The sequence below is a fragment of the Flavobacterium endoglycinae genome (genome assembly GCF_017352115.1).
Classification (GTDB): Bacteria; Bacteroidota; Bacteroidia; order Flavobacteriales; family Flavobacteriaceae; genus Flavobacterium; species Flavobacterium endoglycinae.
The window spans coordinates 1,304,119-1,322,500 of sequence record NZ_CP071448.1 but is presented as its reverse complement, the minus strand read 5'-3'; the positions used below and the strand labels follow the sequence as shown (position 1 = coordinate 1,322,500).

At 33.8% G+C, this 18,382-nt stretch carries 12 protein-coding genes and 1 rRNA gene (1 of these 13 cut by a window edge); 10 read left to right on the top strand and 3 right to left on the bottom strand.

Annotated features, from left to right (window positions below; all coding sequences use genetic code 11):
* Positions 1-52, top strand: a 5S ribosomal RNA gene (gene rrf / locus J0383_RS05610) (it extends 57 nt beyond the left edge of the window).
* A gap of 211 nt (positions 53-263) precedes the next feature.
* Here rrf and J0383_RS05605 read toward each other — a convergent pair.
* On the bottom strand, positions 264-1,283 hold the full coding sequence (locus tag J0383_RS05605; protein WP_207297462.1) for a proline-specific peptidase family protein: 1,020 nt from the start codon (positions 1,281-1,283) through the stop codon (positions 264-266).
* A gap of 282 nt (positions 1,284-1,565) precedes the next feature.
* Here J0383_RS05605 and J0383_RS05600 point away from each other — a divergent pair, with 282 nt between their 5' ends.
* Positions 1,566-6,281, top strand: coding sequence for an HYR domain-containing protein (locus J0383_RS05600; protein ID WP_239023247.1), 4,716 nt, complete (start codon positions 1,566-1,568; stop codon positions 6,279-6,281).
* Between the two features lie 3 nt (positions 6,282-6,284).
* Positions 6,285-7,199, top strand: coding sequence for a PorP/SprF family type IX secretion system membrane protein (locus J0383_RS05595; RefSeq protein WP_207297461.1), 915 nt, complete (start codon positions 6,285-6,287; stop codon positions 7,197-7,199).
* On the opposite strand, the gene J0383_RS05590 is transcribed toward J0383_RS05595, so the two are convergent.
* Positions 7,200-7,841, bottom strand: a complete 642-nt coding sequence (locus J0383_RS05590; RefSeq protein WP_207297460.1) for a response regulator — start codon at positions 7,839-7,841, stop codon at positions 7,200-7,202. It abuts the gene before it with no gap.
* Positions 7,842-7,853: 12 nt separating this feature from the next.
* Positions 7,854-10,040 (bottom strand): tetratricopeptide repeat-containing sensor histidine kinase, encoded by a 2,187-nt coding sequence (locus J0383_RS05585; protein ID WP_207297459.1) that lies wholly within the window; start codon positions 10,038-10,040, stop codon positions 7,854-7,856.
* A 291-nt stretch (positions 10,041-10,331) separates the two neighbouring features.
* On the opposite strand from J0383_RS05585, the gene J0383_RS05580 reads away from it, so the two are divergent.
* The 7 genes from J0383_RS05580 (at position 10,332) to uxuA (ending at position 18,351) form a co-directional block, all read left to right on the top strand.
* Positions 10,332-10,778: a PepSY-like domain-containing protein gene (locus J0383_RS05580; RefSeq protein ID WP_207297458.1), complete on the top strand. Its 447-nt coding sequence runs from the start codon at positions 10,332-10,334 to the stop codon at positions 10,776-10,778.
* Positions 10,779-10,907: 129 nt separating this feature from the next.
* Positions 10,908-11,936, top strand: a complete 1,029-nt coding sequence (locus J0383_RS05575; protein WP_207297457.1) for a LacI family DNA-binding transcriptional regulator — start codon at positions 10,908-10,910, stop codon at positions 11,934-11,936.
* Between the two features lie 60 nt (positions 11,937-11,996).
* Entirely contained in the window at positions 11,997-12,833 is an 837-nt protein-coding gene (locus J0383_RS05570) for a helix-turn-helix domain-containing protein (RefSeq protein ID WP_207297456.1), read from the top strand.
* 86 nt (positions 12,834-12,919) lie between these two features.
* Entirely contained in the window at positions 12,920-13,462 is a 543-nt protein-coding gene (locus J0383_RS05565) for a YbhB/YbcL family Raf kinase inhibitor-like protein (protein ID WP_207297455.1), read from the top strand.
* Between the two features lie 491 nt (positions 13,463-13,953).
* On the top strand, positions 13,954-16,107 hold the full coding sequence (locus J0383_RS05560) for an alpha-glucuronidase family glycosyl hydrolase (RefSeq protein ID WP_207297454.1): 2,154 nt from the start codon (positions 13,954-13,956) through the stop codon (positions 16,105-16,107).
* Between the two features lie 177 nt (positions 16,108-16,284).
* Positions 16,285-17,022 carry an SDR family NAD(P)-dependent oxidoreductase gene (locus J0383_RS05555; protein ID WP_207297453.1) on the top strand — a complete coding sequence of 246 codons (738 nt, stop codon included), beginning with the start codon at positions 16,285-16,287 and terminating at the stop codon, positions 17,020-17,022.
* A gap of 165 nt (positions 17,023-17,187) precedes the next feature.
* Positions 17,188-18,351, top strand: a complete 1,164-nt coding sequence (gene uxuA / locus J0383_RS05550) for a mannonate dehydratase (protein ID WP_207298655.1) — start codon at positions 17,188-17,190, stop codon at positions 18,349-18,351.
* The last annotated feature ends 31 nt before the right edge of the window (positions 18,352-18,382 follow it).

Here is an 18,382-nt window from a genome sequence, read left to right as displayed (position 1 = left end):
CCGCCTGCGCAGATGGTACTGCATATTGTGGGAGAGTATGTCGCCGCCTTTCTTTTGTAAAACCCTGTCCATACCGGACAGGGTTTTTTCGTTTTTACATAATGATTGGAAAATTCAAACCTTGAATCTAAATAAAAAATAAGTCCGCTAAGATTATATCTTATGCGGACTTCTTGTTTCTTTTTTAATCAGCTTATGAAATCTGTCTGAAATTAATATAGGTATTTTTAGTGTATTGATGACTAGGTGTTTATTTTTTTTTGTTATTGTACTTTTTCTAAATTAACATCATTTATAAATTGAATTACCCCATTCATGAAAACTTTTTGATCGTCCCACATTGCTAAATGACTTCCATTCGGACAATATAAATAGCGTCCTTTTTTAACTAATTTACTTTGTTCTTCCATTGCTTTAGGATCCATGGTATCATATTTTGCGCCAATCATTAAGGTTGGAATCGTAATTTCATGCAATCTGTTTTTGATGTCCCATTTAGCCAATCTTCCGCTTATTCCAAATTCACTTGGACCTTGCATTAAGGTGTAAATTTCTCCGTTAACATGTTTACTGGCACGATTTAGCCCATCTGGCCATTCTTTTAATCGGCATAAATGTTCTTTATAGAAATTTGGAAGTAATAGTTCCATGTATCTTGGATTATTGAAGTCTTTTTTGGCTTCTAAAGCTCTTATTTCGGCTAAAATTTCTGGTTTCATTTGTTTAGCTAAAACCTCATCTGCATATTTCCCATATTCAGGAGCACTTGCCATCATATTTGATACCAATAAGCCTTTCATATTTTGTTGATATTTTAAAGCATATTCCATTGCTAAGATTCCTCCCCACGAATTTCCTAATACATAAAAATTATTTTTATCTGCATTAATAGCTTTTCGAACTTGTTCTACTTCTTCTACAAATCTTTCAGTTGTCCATAAACTGCTGTTTTTTGGTTGATCGCTGTAATAAGATCCAAGTTGGTCATATTCGTAAAATTCAAATCCTTCGCGCTGAAAAAATGTTTCAAAACACTCCATATATTCGTGAGTCATGGCTGGACCTCCGTGTAATAACAAGACTTTTATTTTCGGATTATTTCCAAATCGTTTTGTCCATACTTTAAATTCTCCCACGGGAGTTTTTATCGGAATCATTTTTACTCCCGCAGTTTCAACTATATCTTGATTGTAGGTAAAATAATTTGAAAGTGAGGATGTTTGATTTTCGTTTTTACATGAAACTGTAAGCAAAAGTATTGTAGAAGCAATAATAGATCTCATTTAGTTTATAATTAAGGTTTTAAACTAAATTACAAATTATTTTTTAATGATAATCATTTCATCTTTCCAATGAATATATAACCTAAATTTTATTTTTTCATCCCATTAAAATCATTATTTATAGTGATGTGTAGGGTTTTTATCCAATATATTTTTGTCATTTATTATGAGTTTAAAATATATAGTTTAATGAAGAATTTCAAAGAAACATTTGAGGGATTAATAAATAGATTTATCCTTTTTTTTCTTTTTATGGGAATGTTTACTTGTTATAGCCAAGAGATGAAATTTATTATTTCTGAAACTGGTTTAAAGGAATCAAAAGAAAAGGGAATAATTTATACGGAAAAAGAAAAACCTATTGTTAAGTCTCTTATAAATACATTTCGTAAAACTTCTAAGGGATTAAAAAAATCAGCAGATATACAACCTCCCTTATTGATTTGTCCTTCAAATAAACAACTTCCATGCGGAAGTTTAGTACCTGATTATTTGAACGAGTTAATTGTTAGTGATGATTCAGGAGGAGATATTTATCTAACGCAATCCACAGGTGGTACTAAGTTTTATGACGGTATGACTATTGTTTTTACTGCTAAAGATGAAACAGGGAATGAAAGCAGCTGTTCAATAATTATTACAGCGCTGACTCCAGATGTTACGCCCCCTACATTTACCTGTCCTACGAATATTACTTTAAATTGTGGAGACGTATTGCCTAACTACGCGACTAATCCCATGATGAATTTAGAAGATGATTGCAGTATCTCGATTTCTTGGGAAATGACACCAGCTCCAGGAACTCCTTTCTATAATGGAATTCCTGTTCAGATAAAATATACAGATCCGTCGGGGAATTCTTCATTTTGTAATTTTAATGCTACACAGGCAAATCCTGATAATATTCCGCCAACTTTAACGTGTCCGGGGAATCAAATTCAAAATTGCGGATCTTTTTTAGCAGATTATAGAACTTTAGTTACGGGATATGATAATTGTCTGGGCAATTTAACAGTTTCTCAAAACCCTATTCCAGGGAGTATTTTTACTCCTGGAATGACAGTAATTTTGACTGTTAAAGATGTTTCTAATAATGCTTCAGCCTGCAGTTTTATTGTAAATGCAGCAACTGACAGTACGAAACCTATAATAACCAACTGTCCGGATAATCAGACTTTGGCAATTGGAGATGTTATTCCTAACTATGCAGGCTTATTATCAGTAACGGATAATTGCGACCCAAATCCAGTTATAACACAAACTCCTCCAGCAGGAACTACATTTACAGCACCAGTAAATGTGGTTTTAACTGCTAAAGATGTTTCGGGAAATACAACATCTTGTAGTTTTTATATAAATGTTTTAGAAGGAAATCTTCCTCCTGCAATTACTTGTCCGTCTGTAATGGAGCTTTATGCAAATTCAACTCTGCCTAATTATGTATCTTTTCTACCAGCTGTAAGTGATGATACTACTGATAATTTTGATTTAGTTTTTACACAAACACCACCTCAGGGAACACTTTTTACAGAAGATACCAATGTTACTATCACGGTTAAAGATGGATCTGGAAATATGAATTCCTGTACTTTTTTAGTCAAACTAAAAACTTTTAAAGAAGATATTGATTGTAAGTCGGCTTCTATTAATGTTAATAATTTATATGGAGCTAATGGATTCTCCATATATTGTGAAATTTTAACCCGTGAAGCTGGATTCAGTGTCAATACAGCCGGTGATATTAATGGAGATGGAATAACCGATTTAATAATAGGTGCCCCGGGAAGTTATAGTCCATGGTATGGACCTTCAATGATTTATAAAATTATTCCGGGTGCTGCCTATGTTGTATTTGGAAAAGCCTCGGGATTTTCTCCTAATGTAGATTTAGGATTATTAGACGGAACAAATGGTTTTGTAATTAGAAATGATATTCCATCTTCAAATTTTCCACTAACAGGTTATGATGTAAGTAGTGCAGGTGATATCAATGGCGACGGAATAGGAGACTTTATGTTAAGTGATCCTTACAGACATTCTTCTTACGGACCAGAAGCGGGGCATACATATGTAATTTTTGGGAAAAATAATGGTTTTCCTGCTGAATTTAAAATATCATCTTTAGACGGATCCAATGGTTTTACTTTTATAGGTAATGAGAATTTTGGAGTCGCGGGAGCGAGTATTGATACGATTGGAGATATCAATGGTGATGGTTTTCAGGATATTGCAATTATTACCTCCGGTTCTGGAGCTGGCGAAGGGAAATGCTTTATCGTGTATGGTAAAACATCTGGTTTTCCTGCCATATTGAGAACTTTTGAACTTAATGGAACAAATGGTTTTACCATTGAAGGAAATGCTTCTATTGGAAAAATCGGTGAATCTGTAGCAGGATTAGGAGATGTAAATGGAGACGGGATTTCAGATTTTGCCTTAGGGAGTTATAATGGTACGGGACAGAATCGTAAATATGTAATTTTTGGACAGTCTTCCAATTTTCCTTCCAACTTTAATATTTCTGCTTTAAATGGAACAAACGGATTTATAGTAGAAAATTCTGTTATGCCTTTGGATTCCTACAATGGTGTTGCAAAAGCAGGAGATTTAAATGATGACGGTATAAATGATATTGCCATAACAGGACAATATATTTTGTTCGGAAAAACTTCTTTTCCTGCAAAGGTAGATTTAAATAATCTTGACGGAACTAATGGGTTTATGATAAATGGCTTAGGCAGTTCAAACTCTTTTGGTTATGCAGGAGATTTTAATGATGACAATATCGATGATTATTTTATACATACTCCCGGTACAACTTATGTTTTATACGGAAAGAAAATATGGAATTCAACAGCAAACATATCGGATAAACATTTTAGAATCGAATCTGATTTTCTTTATGATTATAGCGCAAGTTATGCAGGAGATGTAAATCATGATGGAATAAGTGATCTCATAATCGGAAATCCTTATGATGGCGGATTTATGAATCTAAAAGTAAATTATAATCCTGGAAGATCTTTTGTGGTTTTTGGTAAAAATACTCTTGATACAGAAAAACCAATTATTACAAATTGTCCGCAAAATGAAATAGTGTTAACTGGGTTTCCTATTCCTGATTATAGAAATACTATCACGGTTACAGATAATTGCGATTCAAGTCCAACCGTAACACAGCTGCCGGCACCGTTGACAGTATTTGATGGACTTAGTAAAGATGTTACAATAACAGTTACAGATAAAAGTGGTAATTTCTCAACGTGTATTTTCAAAATTTCAGATAATACTGACGTCGAAGCTCCTGTAATCACCTGTCTTGCGGATCAGCAATTAACATGTGGCAGTGCAGTGCCAGATTATTTGAGTTTGATAACAGTTACTGATAATATGGATGTTGCTCCTATTTTAAGTCAAAATCCAGTTGCAGGAAGTGCTTTTATCAACGGAATGACTATCACTATTACAGCAAAAGATGCGTCAAATAATCAATCATACTGCAGTTTTAAAGTCAATACTTCTGCAGATCTAACGAAGCCTGTAATTACTTGTATAGCAGATCAAACCTTGTCGTGTGGTAGTACAATTCCAGATTATACAACCTTAGTTTCAGTAATAGATAACTGCGATTCATCTCCATTACTCACACAGAATCCGCCTGCGGGAACTGTATTTACAGCAGAGATGACAGTTACGATTACCGCTGAAGATCTCTCGAATAATCAATCCTATTGCAGTTTTAAAATTAACGCTTCCGCAGATGTGACTGCGCCTGTAATTACCTGTATTGGAGATCAAACATTATCATGTGGGAGTATAGTGCCAGATTATACACCTTTAGTTACTGCAACAGATAATTGTGATGCTTCACCAATAATTACACAGAATCCGCCTGCGGGAAGTGTTTTTACTGACGGAATGATTATTACTATGACAGCCCAAGATGTTTCTAAGAATGAATCATACTGTAGTTTCAAAATTAACGCCTCTGCAGATGTTACAAAACCAGTAATTATTTGTATTGCAGATCAGAATTTAAATTTAGGAGAAACACTTCCAGACTATCGTTCAATGATTACAGCAACAGATAATTGCGACTCAAATTTAATCATAACGCAGCTGCCAGTCGCAGGAACAAATGTTACTGACGAAATGAGTATTACAATAAATGTATCTGATAACAGCGGAAACATTTCTTCGTGTACATTTAAAATTAATGTTATTCAAGATAACGAACCGCCTGTATTTACTTGTCTGGCAGATCAAATGTTTGACTGTAGTGTAAGTATAGTTCCTGATTATACCAAAATAATTTCTGTTACCGATAATACAGATCCAAATCCTGTAATTGTGCAAACTCCTGCATCAGGAGCCCCATTTGTAGAAGGAATGACGATTTATATTAAAGTTTCGGATAAATATAATAACAATAGCGAATGCTCTTTTCAATTGTTTACTTATCCCATTTTTGTTTATGCAGGTGAGGATGTAGAAATTAACGAAGGACAATTCGTAAAACTGCAGGCTGTAGCTTTAGAAAATGGAAATTTTTCATGGTCGCCAGCAACAGGACTAAACAATAATAAAGTTGGAAATCCAATTGCAACGCCATCTGAAACCACAACTTATACTGTAGTTTTTACCAATAAAGACGGTTGCCAGACAGAAGATTCAATAACCATAACTGTGATTCCAGTACAAAAAGACGAAACCAAATACGGTTTTTCTCCTAACAATGACGGAATAAACGATTTCTGGGAAATTGACGGAATAACTGATTATCCAGAAAATGAAGTTTTAATTTACAGCCGTTGGGGCGATTTAGTATATCAAACAAAAGGATACAATAACGCAACGAATGTTTTCAGCGGAATTGCCAATAAAAGCCGAAATCTCGGAGCCAATCAATTGCCAGAAGGAACCTATTTCTTTGAAATCCGCATCAATCAGCCAAATCACTTAAAAAAACTCAAGGGATATCTTGTTTTAAAACGTTAATTCATGAAAAGTAAAATCAATATAATTTTAGTTTTATTCATCATAATCATTTTTTTAGAAAGAGCTTATGCACAACAGACACCCGTTTTTTCAAGTTATAATTACAATACCGTTTTAATAAACCCAGCTCATGCAGGATATTATTCGGATTTAGATCTTGCCATGACCACTAACGGATATTTTAATTCAGTTGAAGGAAGTCCGAAAAATTTTGATCTTTCTGTAAATAAATTAACATGGGGAGAAAAGATTGGTCTCGCAGCAGGAATATCACATGACCAAATTGGTGTAACCAACACAACCAATTTTTTCACTTCATACTCCTATAAAATTTATTACGATTCTGATTATAAGTATGGAAAATGGTGGGCTTATGATCCTAACATTATTTCATTTGGAGTGACTGCCGGAGCTATGATTTACAACGAAAATCTGACTCAACTAGGAATAGAAAATGATCCGAAATTTCAAGAAAATGTAAACAGCTTTACACCAACTTTTGGGGTTGGATTTTTATACAACCGTGACCAAATTTATTTTGGATTATCATCACCTAATTTATTAAACTCAGCTTTCAATTCAAGTAATAATACCAATTTAAAAAACGTGTATTACAGCTATTTCGGATATAAATTCTTTACCAATCGATTCGAAGAGGTTTTGATAAATCCAAGCCTATTGTTTAAATACGTAGAAGGAGCACCGTTTCAAGCCGATTTGAATCTTTTAATCAATTATAAAAATAAAGTAGAATTTGGCGGAGGGTATCGAACTTCAAAAACACTAAACTTATTAGCGGGATTTCACCTTTCAGATAATTTCAGAGTCATCTGCACTTACAATAAATCAATTGATAATGTGGTGATTCCGGATACTTTTGGATTAGTTTTAAATTACCGAGCCGGAAAAGGATTTTAATTAATCTACTAAACCATTTTCGACCGCGTATTTTACAAGACCCGCCGTATTTTTTGCATTCAGTTTGGATAATAAATTACGGCGGTGCGTATTTACAGTATTCAAACTTATAAAAGTCTTTTCGGCGATTTCTGCTGTATTGTATTCCTGTGCAATCAAAACCAAAATTTCTTTTTCTCTCGAACTTAATTCTGTCAAGTTAGAAACCTGTTTTTCAATTCTGGAACTATTCGTAAGATATTTTTCTTCTAATTCTTCTGCAAAATAATTTTCTCCTTGAGCAATCGTATTGATAGCTTTTAAAAGTTCCTCTTTTGCAGCATTTTTCAATAAATAACCATTTACACCAATCCGAATCAATCTCGAAACAATCATCACATTACTGTGTGTACTTACAATTAAGATTTTCACATCAGGATGTTGTTTTTTAAGAATCTTACTCAATTCAATTCCATCCATTTCTGGCATGCTGATATCAAGAATAATAAAATCAACAACACCTTTTTTAATGATTTCCAGAGCCTCAATTCCGTTTACAGCTTTATCTACAACAGTAATATTCGGTTCCTGTTCCAGCAAAGAAATAATTCCCTGAAGAAACATCGTATGATCGTCCGCTATAAGTAGGTTAATTCTGTTCATTCAACAAATATATTAGTTGCTTTTCAATTCATCAAGCTGATTTTTCAAATCAATGCCTTTTATTTTAGTTTTTGATTTTGGCTGTGAAACAGGAATTTCGATATTAAAAATACTGCCTCGCTTCAATTTAGAATCCATTTCAAACGAACCATTTAATTTGCTGATTCGGTTTTCCAGATTAATAAAACCAATACCTTTTGTATAATTTTCGGTTTCAAAACCAATTCCGTTATCCTCAAATAAAAGATTTAAACTATTCTCGATATAATTCAGCTGAATTTCCACTTCAGAAGCCTTAGCATGTTTAATCGTGTTGGTTAAAAGTTCCTGAATCATTTTAAAAATTTCAATCTGAATATTTTCATCAAGCTCATTAATCTCTTTCTTTGGATAAGGAATATGCGTAATCTTGATTTTACTCGCACTGCTGATATTTTTCAAATACGATTCTAAAACCTCTAAAAATTTATTCTGGCTGAACTTCTTCGGAAGAAGCGTATGCGATAAATTTCGAACCTGCTGATATGTTTCATCCAATTGCTGACTGATTTTCTGAATATTTGAAAAATTAGACGAATTTAAATGATTCACCTGCAATTTGATAGCGGCCAGATTGCCGCCAATGCTGTCATGAAGTTCCTGCGAAATACGCTGCCTTTCCATGTCCTGTCCGCTTATTGAAGCCTTGATTAACTCCAATTCCTGCTCTTTTAAAATGCCATTTATTTTTTGCGAACTGATTTCTGCCTGTTTAATATTCAGTAAATGCTGAACCTTAAAACGTTTATAATACTGAAACAAAAGACCTATTATAGGAACCAGTAATATCAAAAAAGCGATAATGGTAAACAATCTGATTTTCTTCTCCTGATTAATTTCTAAAGCCTTCAATTGCTGATCTTTCTTTAATAGGGAAATCTCATTTCGTTTTTTATTCGAAGAATTTTGATACGCCAGAATCGTATTTTCATTGTTTTTCTTCGAAATTTCCTCCTGCAGAAGCATGTTTTTAATTGCCTCTTCCTGATTCGCCAGAGTTAATTTTTTAGCCTCATTTTCAAATGTCAAAGACTCGATTTCCTTTTGTTTCTGAGCCGTTTTATATTTGACTTCCAATTCATTGATTTCCTTAATCCTTTCCAGTTTAGAAATGGAATCTTTTAGACGAGTTGACTTTTCAAAAAACGAATACGCACTTTTAAAATCATCCTGTTGAATCGCAATTTTTCGCAATTCATCATAAATATGCGTTTGGTTTTGCAGCAACCCAAAATGTACCGATTTCTGAAGCGCTTCCGAAAAGATCAATCTTGCTTCATTATATTTTTTCAATGAAATATAACAATCTCCAATATTACTTCTTGAAACCACTGCCAATTGATTCAATTCATTTTTATCGGCAATGACAAGCGCTTCCTGAAACATTTTTAAAGCCTCTTGATACTTGTTTTGTAATTGATAATTTTCACCTAATCCTAGGAGAATAATAACTTTTGCCTGATAATTATTCGTTTTCTCGCACAGCGTTTTTCCTTTTTTGAAAAAGATATTCGCATTGTCATAATCTTTCAGCCTCGAATAAATATCACCAATATTGATGTAGCTTCCCAGAATTATTTCAGGATCATCATTATACTCCAAACACTGTTTAAACAACCGTAAAGCATTTTGATAATCGCCCAATTCCGTATACGTCTGCGCCAAACCATGAGTATGCGTGTAAAAAAGATTCTTTTCATTGTATTTTTGAGAAGCCTCGATACCTTTAAGATGCCATTTTTTACTTTCGTTTAAAAGACCTCTTTTTTTGTAATTAATCGCCAGAAGATTATATCCTAGAGAAAAAAGTCGGCTTTTTAAAGAATCATTTACAACCGTATTGTACTTCAAAGCCTGATTGGTGTAGTAAATTGAAGAATCGATTACCGCCCTTTTATTGAAATAATACGCCAGAAGCAAATTTGTACTAGCAATAACGCGGTTATCAGCTTTCGATTTTAAAAGAAAATGAGCCTTTTTATAAACCTTTTTTTCATCTCCTTTATTGTATAATTCATAAAGAGCCAGAATTTTAGGATCCTGTTTTATGGAAGTTTTTTTGACAACAAAAGTCCTCTTTTTATTTTCAATCTGTGCTTGCAGACTGAACGATAAAAAGATGAAGATCAATACATAAAATCTTCTTGACCAGATTATCATACGTTTTTGGTTTGTACTCTAAATAAGAATTAGAATAATTTTAAAGTCTTGTAAACTTGGGATTTAAATAGTCAATTTATTATTGGCCAGAAGGTAAAAGTACTACAAATCAATTGAAAAAAATCTTTCGAAAAATAAATTTTTTAAGTGAAGTTGTGATATAATAATGATTTTAAATCGTTTGTTAATCAATTGATTATGAATTTAAAAAAGATTAAATCTTTCTTAAATTGATTTGAATGTAAATTTTCTTACAGTAAATTAGTGAGACTATACTTAAAATATCAAATTATGAAAACGAAAATATTTTTAGCCATTGCATGGTTATCCATAACCATATCGGCCAGCGCACAGAAGAAAATTGAAGTAACTGAACTGCCAAAACCAGCACAGGAATTTCTGAAAAAACACTTTAGTCACACCACGGTAGAAATCGCTAAAAAAGATGCTGAACACGGAGAAAAAGGCTTTGAAGTGAAATTAAAAGACGGAACAGAAGTTGAATTCTGGAAAGACGGCTCGTATCGTGAAGTTGACGGTGGAGACAAACCAATTCCAACCGCGTTTATTCCAGAAAATATCAAAGCCTATGTAGCCAAAAATCATCCCAACGAAAAAATAACGCATATCGACTATGGACACAAAGACCTCGATGTAGATTTGACCAATAAAATTGATTTAGAATTTACCAAAGACGGTAAAATTCTAAAAGATAAAAAGAATGATATCAAGAAATAATGTGTCGGAAAACCATTTTTAAATGTCTCTTGTACTTTTGGTATTAGAGGCATTTTACTTTTATACCCTTGTCGAAAAGACCATCTTGAAAGAAAATAGTTTATATTTACATCTTCTATTAGTTGTTTTATGGAAGAGAATAAACATGTAACGATTTACGATATTGCCGAAAGACTTAATCTGGCAACATCAACCATTTCACGAGCTTTAAAAGATCATCATACCATTAGTGACAAAACGATAAAGAAAGTGAAAAAAACCGCTGAAGAAATGGGATTTGTCCCAAATACTTTAGCCGCAGGTTTGCGTGGCAACAAAACCAGAACCATTGGCGTTTTGATTCCTACCGTTACACAGCCCTTTCTATCGTCATTAATCAGCGGAATCGAAATAACGGCTCAAAAATCTGATTATACGGTAATTATCATGCAGTCACACGACTCGTACGAAGAAGAAGTAAACATGGCGAAATCTTTGTACAGCAACCGTGTAAGCGGTGTAATTTGTTCGCTGGCAATGGAAACTCGTGATACGGCTCATTTTCATCAATTCTCAAACAATAATATTCCATTAGTTTTTGTCGACAGGGTTCCGAAAAATTACAATACTTTTAGAGTAGTAATCGACAATTATTCAGCAGGTTATAAAGCAACCAAACACCTTATTGAACAGGGCTGTATTCGTATTGCGCACATTACGGCAGGATCAGAATTGGGAAATTTATACAGTGAGAGAAAAAGAGGTTATATCGAAGCCTTAAAAGATCATAATGTTGATATAGATGAGAATCTCATTATCAATTTAAATTCAGTTACTTATGAAGATGGTGTAAAAGCCAGCAACGCTTTATTTGATTTAAAACCAATGCCAGATGGATTATTTGCTCCGGGAGACATTCTAGCAGTAAGTGCGGTGCAGACCGCTAAAAAACGTGGTATAAAAGTTCCTGAAGAATTTAAAGTGATTGGTTTTAATAATGACCCAATTTCGCAGATTATCGACCCTAATTTGTCGACTATAACGCATCCCGCAGAAAAAATGGGAAAAGCGGCAGCGGAAATTATTATAAAAAACTTGAAATCGGCTAAAAATGATGACGCCAAAGAAATTACCTTTTTAAACACAGAAGTGCTCGCAAGAGAATCTACCCAAAAATAAAATCAAGAACATTCTAAATAATAAGGCTTATCGATTCCTTTGGTAAGCCGATATTTTTTTATGAAAACAATTACACTTCCAGACGAAATGAATTTAGAAAAATCACAGCAGGTACATGTTGTGGATTACAGCAGTTCTAAAGACGTTTCGAAACAACAGATTATTCTAAATCAGAATATTATCAGTTTTTTGATTGAAGGAAAAAAAGAAGTCATTTTTGATAATGAAGCTTTGTCAATAACGCCTTCTAAGTTTATTATAATGCGATCTGGAAATTGTTTAATGACAGAAAAAAGAGTTTCTGAGACTTCTCTTTATAAAAGTGTTCTTTTGTTTTTTTCTAATGAAATGCTTCACAATTTCATTAGAAAAATAGAATCTGAAAAATCAGAATCAATTGAGCCAAAATCAGTTTATGCATTCGATTATGACGATTTTTTAAAACGTTTTGTAGATAGTTTAGCAGATATTTCTAATCTTTCAAAAACAGTTCAGCCAAAAATACTAGAAGTTAAGTTTGAAGAAATTATGCTGTATCTCACGGATAAATACGGTACCGATTTTCTTTATGCTTTAATCATAAACAGCGATGACGCTGCCCAAAAATTCATTCGAACCATCGAAAACAGTCATTTGAGCAAATTGACTTTAAAAGAATTAGCATTTTTATGCAATATGAGTGTTTCGACTTTTAAAAGAGAATTTGAAAAATATTACTCGGAATCGCCTATGAAATGGTTTCAAAACAAAAGACTCGAACATGCACATTACTTGCTAAGTTTGGAAAAAAGTCCTTCCGAAGTGTATTTTGAAGCAGGTTACGAAAACCTTTCAAGCTTTAGTCAAGCCTATAAAATCAAATATGGTGTACCCCCCAAACATCACAAAACGATTTGAGCTTTTAGCGATAGTTTTTGAGCCTTTGCCTAAAATTATTCAGTTCTTTCAAATCTAACTTTGCTTAAAATTTTAAATCAGATAAAATGAAAAAGCTAAGTTTAATTTTGGCGATGTCGGCGATTTTTTCGACATCTATTTTTGCACAAAAAACATTTACCTTAACCAGTAAAGATTTAGGAGGCGAAGCAACTAAAGTTCAAGAATTCAATGGATTTGGATGTTCAGGCGAAAACCAATCTCCGCAATTATCTTGGAAAAATGCTCCAGAAGGAACCAAAAGTTTTGCCGTAACCATGTACGATCCCGATGCACCAACAGGAAGCGGATTCTGGCACTGGGTTGTATTCGATATTCCAGCAAATGTAAATGAATTGGTAACCAATGCAGGAACAAAAAATCTGGTGCCAAAAGGAGCGATTCAAAGTGTTACCGATTACGGAATCAAAGGATTTGGAGGGCCTTGTCCGCCAGTTGGTCACGGATATCATCAATACATTATCACGGTTTACGCTTTAAAGACGGAAAAATTGGGAACAGACGAGAACACAAATCCAGCGGTAGTAGGATTTAATCTTTGGAACCAAACTTTGGCAAAAGCGAGTATTGTAGCGTATTACAAAAGATAATACTAAACCGTTGTTTGAAATAGAACAAAGATTAGTTTTAACACATAGAAACATAGATTTCTATTGCCATTGTTTGAGATTATAGAAAAAGCAAGCTTTAACACATAGCCATCTATGTGCATTGAAATTAGTGAAACGCCTTTTTAAAAGTTTACAAAAGCTATGTTTCTATGTGTTAAAAGTAATTTGACTCGATTGGCAAAAAAGCATTCAGAAATTTACGGTTTAATACTCGAATTTTACCGCACTATAGGCAGGATAGTTTTTTAAATTATCCTGCCTTTCTTTGTTAAATAAATTATTTTTTTGAAAAAAGTAGAGCTAAAATTTTTTTCTTAAATAACAATCCTATATTTTTACGCAACCGATTGCAATTGTTGTTTTATTTAAGATACTGTATTTTTTAAATTAAAATTTTATCAAATATATTTTATTGGAGGTAAAATTTTGATTCTTTCAGACTTGAGATTGTAAAAATAAATTAATACCAAATGAGTTCATTACGATTTGTTTTCCTTTTTCTTTTGATTTCCCTTTCGGCTTCGGCACAAAAGGATTATAAATTGTGGCTTCAATATAATGCCGTAAAAAATACTGCATTGCCTGCCGAATACAAAAACAATCTTAAAGGTATTGTAGTTCTAGGAAATTCAGAAACGATCAAAATTGCTGAAAAAGAACTTCAAAAAGGTTTTCAGGATATGCTGGATATTAGTCCAGAAATCAAATCAGATTTGAAAGGAGAAAATAATCTAATCATTGGTTCGAAGTCTGCTTTAAACAGCGAAATTAAAAATGAACTAAAATCGGATTTTGATAAAATAAACGAAGAAGGTTTTATTATTAAATCCATTTCTCTTAAAAGCAAAAAACAAATAATTATTACAGGAAAAAATGACGTTGCGGTTTTATACGGAGTTTTTAATTTCCTGAGAATTTTACAGACCAACAAATCCACTCAAAATTTAAATATTGCCGATTCGCCAAAAACCAATATTAGAATTTTAAACCATTGGGATAATTTAGATCGAACAGTTGAAAGAGGCTACGCTGGATTTTCGCTTTGGAACTGGCAGAAACTTCCAGATTTTATAGATCAGCGCTATATTGATTACGCTAGAGCGAATGCTTCAATTGGAATTAACGGAACGGTTTTGACCAATGTAAATGCCAATGCTTTAATTCTGACGCCGCAATATTTAGAAAAAGTAGAAGCTTTAGCCAACGTTTTTAGACTTTACGGAATAAAAGTTTATTTAACCGCTAGATTTTCGGCACCCATCGAAATAGGAAAATTAAAAACGGCTGATCCAAAAGACGTAGAAGTTATCAAATGGTGGAAAAATAAAGCAGCAGAAATTTACAAACGAATCCCTGATTTTGGTGGATTTTTGGTAAAGGCCAATTCAGAAGGCCAGCCAGGTCCGCAAAATTACGGAAGAGATCATGTAGATGGAGCCAATATGCTTGCCGATGCTGTTGCTCCTTTTGGCGGTGTAATTATGTGGAGAGCGTTTGTGTATTCAGAACATGATGCCAATGACCGCGCGAAACAAGCGTATGCAGAGTTTCAGCCTTATGATGGAAAATTTAAAGAAAATGTAATTGTTCAGGTAAAAAATGGAGCAATCGATTTTCAGCCAAGAGAACCTTTCCATCCTTTATTTGGTGCAATGCCAAAAACGCCTTTAATGATGGAGTTTCAGATTACACAAGAATATTTAGGTTTCAGCACGCATTTGGTTTTCCTGCCTAAATTATTTCAGGAAGTTTTAGAATCGGACACGTATCAAAAAGGAAAAGGTTCCACTGTTGCCAAAGTTATTGACGGAACTTTGTATCCAAATAAACTAACGGGAATTGCAGGTGTTGCCAATATTGGAAACGATTTGAATTGGACAGGACATCCCTTTGCACAAGCCAATTGGTATGGTTTCGGAAGACTGGCTTGGAATCCTTATTTAGATTCGGAAACAATTGCTGATGAATGGTTAAGATGCACTTTCTCGAACGATGACAATTTTATCCAACCTGTAAAAAATATCATGATCGAATCTCGGGAAGCAGTTGTAAATTATATGACACCGCTTGGATTGCATCATATTATGGATACGGGCCACCATTACGGGCCAGGACCTTGGGTTTCTAATTTATCACGACCAGAATGGAATCCCACGTATTATCATAAAGCGGACAAAAATGGAATTGGTTTCGACCGATCTAAAACAGGAACGAATGCAACTGCGCAATATGCTCCTGAAGTTGAGAAACTTTTTGATAATTTAGAAACCTGTCCAGAAAAAGATCTTTTATGGTTTCATCATGTTTCATGGGATTATAAACTGAAAAATGGTGAGACACTTTGGAACGGTATGGCGTTGAAATACCAAGAAGGTGTAAATCAGGTCGAGGCAATGCAGAATGTCTGGAAGAAAGCAGAAAAATATATTGATAACGAGCGTTTTCACGAAGTGGAAATGTTATTGGAAATTCAGTACAAAGAAGCAAAATGGTGGTGTGACGCCTGTCTTTTATACTTTCAGCAGTTTTCTGGAAAAGAACTTCCGGCGGGAGTAGAAAAACCAACGCAGACTTTAGATTATTTTAAATCGTTAAAATTTCCATTTGCACCGGGAAATGGATAAATAAATTATTGATTAACTAAATGAATGTAACTCGGATGACACAGATTCGCTATCGCGAAGACACGGAAAAAAAACGGATTTTTTTAGAAAAAAAGATTTTTAAAATCCTTGTAAATCAGCGTTTTTGCGATAGCGAATCCGTTTCATCCGCGTCCAAAATAAATATTTTTAAAAATTATGAGTAAAAAAACAGCAATTGTAACTGGAGGAAATTCGGGATTAGGTTTTGCAACAGCAAAAAAACTTTGCGATAACGGAATTAAAACCTACATCATCGGGAGATCAAAAGAAAAAACAGAAGATGCCTGCAAGGAAATTGGAGAAAATGCCATTCCGGTAATCTTCGATTTAAATGATTTAAAAGGAATTCCTGCGATGATTGAAAACATCACAAAAGAAAATTCGATTGATATTTTGGTAAACAACGCTGGAATCAATATGAAAAAAGAATTTTTGGATGTGACAGATGAAGATTTCTTAAATATAATTCACACCAATCTTTTAAGTGTTTTTGCTGTAAGCAGAGAAGTAGTTAAGAATATGAAAGCGAATGGAAGCGGAAGCATCATCAATATCAGTTCAATGGCATCTCAATACGGAATTCCAAAAGTAATTGCGTATTCGTCAAGTAAGGGTGCTATCGAAGCGATGACTCGTGCTATGGCGGTAGAATTGGCTCCAGCAGGAATTCGTGTAAATTGTATTGCTCCTGGATTTATAAAAACTAAAATGTCATCGACAGCACTTGATAATGACCCAGAAAGAAAAAATAAAGTATTGGGAAGAACACCAATGGGATTCTTAGGAGAACCTTCAGACATTGCAGATGCCGTTTATTATTTTGCTTTAAGCGAATCAAAATATACAACCGGTACAGTATTGCCTGTTGATGGCGGAAATAGTATTGGGTTTTAATTTAAAGTTGTTAAGGGGCAGAGGCTCAAAGGTTCAAAGGTTTTTTAAAGCCACAGATTAAAGGATTAAAAAGATTAAAATCAGCTCAATCTGCAAAATCTGCGGGAAACAAAAACTTTGCGACTCTGCGTCTTTGCGAGATTAAAAAAAATAAGTATGATAAAAATGCAGCAAACCATGCGTTGGTTTGGACCTCAGGACAGTGTAAAATTGATCGATATAAAACAAGCTGGAGCAGCAGGAATTGTGACGGCTTTGCATCAAATTCCAGTTGGTGAAATTTGGTCGGTTCAAGATATTCAGGAAAGACAGGAAATAATCAGAAACGCTGGTTTAGAATGGACGGTTGTCGAAAGTCTTCCGGTACATGAAGAAATCAAACGCGCCTCGGGCAACTATCTTCAATACATTGAAAATTATAAAATCAGTTTAAAGAATTTGGCAGATTGTGGCATCAAAATTATAACTTACAATTTTATGCCGATTCTGGATTGGGTGAGAACCGATCATACTTTTATAAACGATGACGGAAGCAAAGCTTTGCTGTACAATCAGGATGCATTTACTTATTTTGATGTGTTTCTTTTGAAAAGGCCGAATTCAGAAAATGATTATTCAGATGCCGAAAAAGAAAAAGCTTTACGCTTTGGAGATCAATTATCTGAAGATGAAAAAGCGTTATTGTTTAAAAATGTATTATTAGGATTGCCAGGAAGTAAAATCAATTTTACTGCAGAACAGATTTTGTCGCTTTTGGATAATTATGCTAATATCAATAATGAAAAGCTAAGAGAAAACCTGATTTATTTTCTAGCGGAAGTGACGCCAATAGCAGAACAAAACGGGCAAAAATTAGCGATTCATCCAGACGATCCTCCGTTTTCTGTTTTAGGTCTTCCGAGAATCGTATCGACAGAAGCTGATTTGAAAGCGATTTTTAGCGCCGTTCCGTCAACAGCCAACGGATTGTGTTATTGCACGGGTTCACTTAGTGCTGATCCGAAAAATAATCTAGAAAAAATAATTGACGATTACGAAAACCGAATTCATTTTTTACATCTAAGAAATACCATCCGCGAAAGCGAAACTGTTTTCAGAGAATCGGAGCATTTAAGCGGTGATGTTAAAATGGAAAGCATTGTAGAAAAATTATTGATTCTAATGAATAAAACCAAAACAAGTCTGCCAATGCGTCCAGATCATGGTTTTCTTCACGAAGTAGACCAAAAAACAGAAACGTATCCGGGCTATTCTTTAACAGGAAGATTAAAAGGTCTTGCGGAGCTAAGAGGTTTGGAAATGGGAATTGCTTATAAATTGAATTTGTAATTTATTCTACAACAAAACTATATAACTATTA

Excerpts from the sequence above, each read along its gene's own strand:
- J0383_RS05605 (WP_207297462.1), bottom strand. The coding sequence starts at position 1,283 with ATGAGATCTATTATTGCTTCTACAATACTTTTGCTTACAGTTTCATGT.
- uxuA (WP_207298655.1), top strand. The coding sequence starts at position 17,188 with ATGCAGCAAACCATGCGTTGGTTTGGACCTCAGGACAGTGTAAAATTG.
- J0383_RS05585 (WP_207297459.1), bottom strand. The coding sequence starts at position 10,040 with ATGATAATCTGGTCAAGAAGATTTTATGTATTGATCTTCATCTTTTTA.
- J0383_RS05560 (WP_207297454.1), top strand. The coding sequence starts at position 13,954 with ATGAGTTCATTACGATTTGTTTTCCTTTTTCTTTTGATTTCCCTTTCG.
- J0383_RS05600 (WP_239023247.1), top strand. The coding sequence starts at position 1,566 with ATGAAATTTATTATTTCTGAAACTGGTTTAAAGGAATCAAAAGAAAAG.
- J0383_RS05570 (WP_207297456.1), top strand. The coding sequence starts at position 11,997 with ATGAAAACAATTACACTTCCAGACGAAATGAATTTAGAAAAATCACAG.
- J0383_RS05580 (WP_207297458.1), top strand. The coding sequence starts at position 10,332 with ATGAAAACGAAAATATTTTTAGCCATTGCATGGTTATCCATAACCATA.
- J0383_RS05590 (WP_207297460.1), bottom strand. The coding sequence starts at position 7,841 with ATGAACAGAATTAACCTACTTATAGCGGACGATCATACGATGTTTCTT.
- J0383_RS05555 (WP_207297453.1), top strand. The coding sequence starts at position 16,285 with ATGAGTAAAAAAACAGCAATTGTAACTGGAGGAAATTCGGGATTAGGT.
- J0383_RS05595 (WP_207297461.1), top strand. The coding sequence starts at position 6,285 with ATGAAAAGTAAAATCAATATAATTTTAGTTTTATTCATCATAATCATT.
- J0383_RS05565 (WP_207297455.1), top strand. The coding sequence starts at position 12,920 with ATGAAAAAGCTAAGTTTAATTTTGGCGATGTCGGCGATTTTTTCGACA.
- J0383_RS05575 (WP_207297457.1), top strand. The coding sequence starts at position 10,908 with ATGGAAGAGAATAAACATGTAACGATTTACGATATTGCCGAAAGACTT.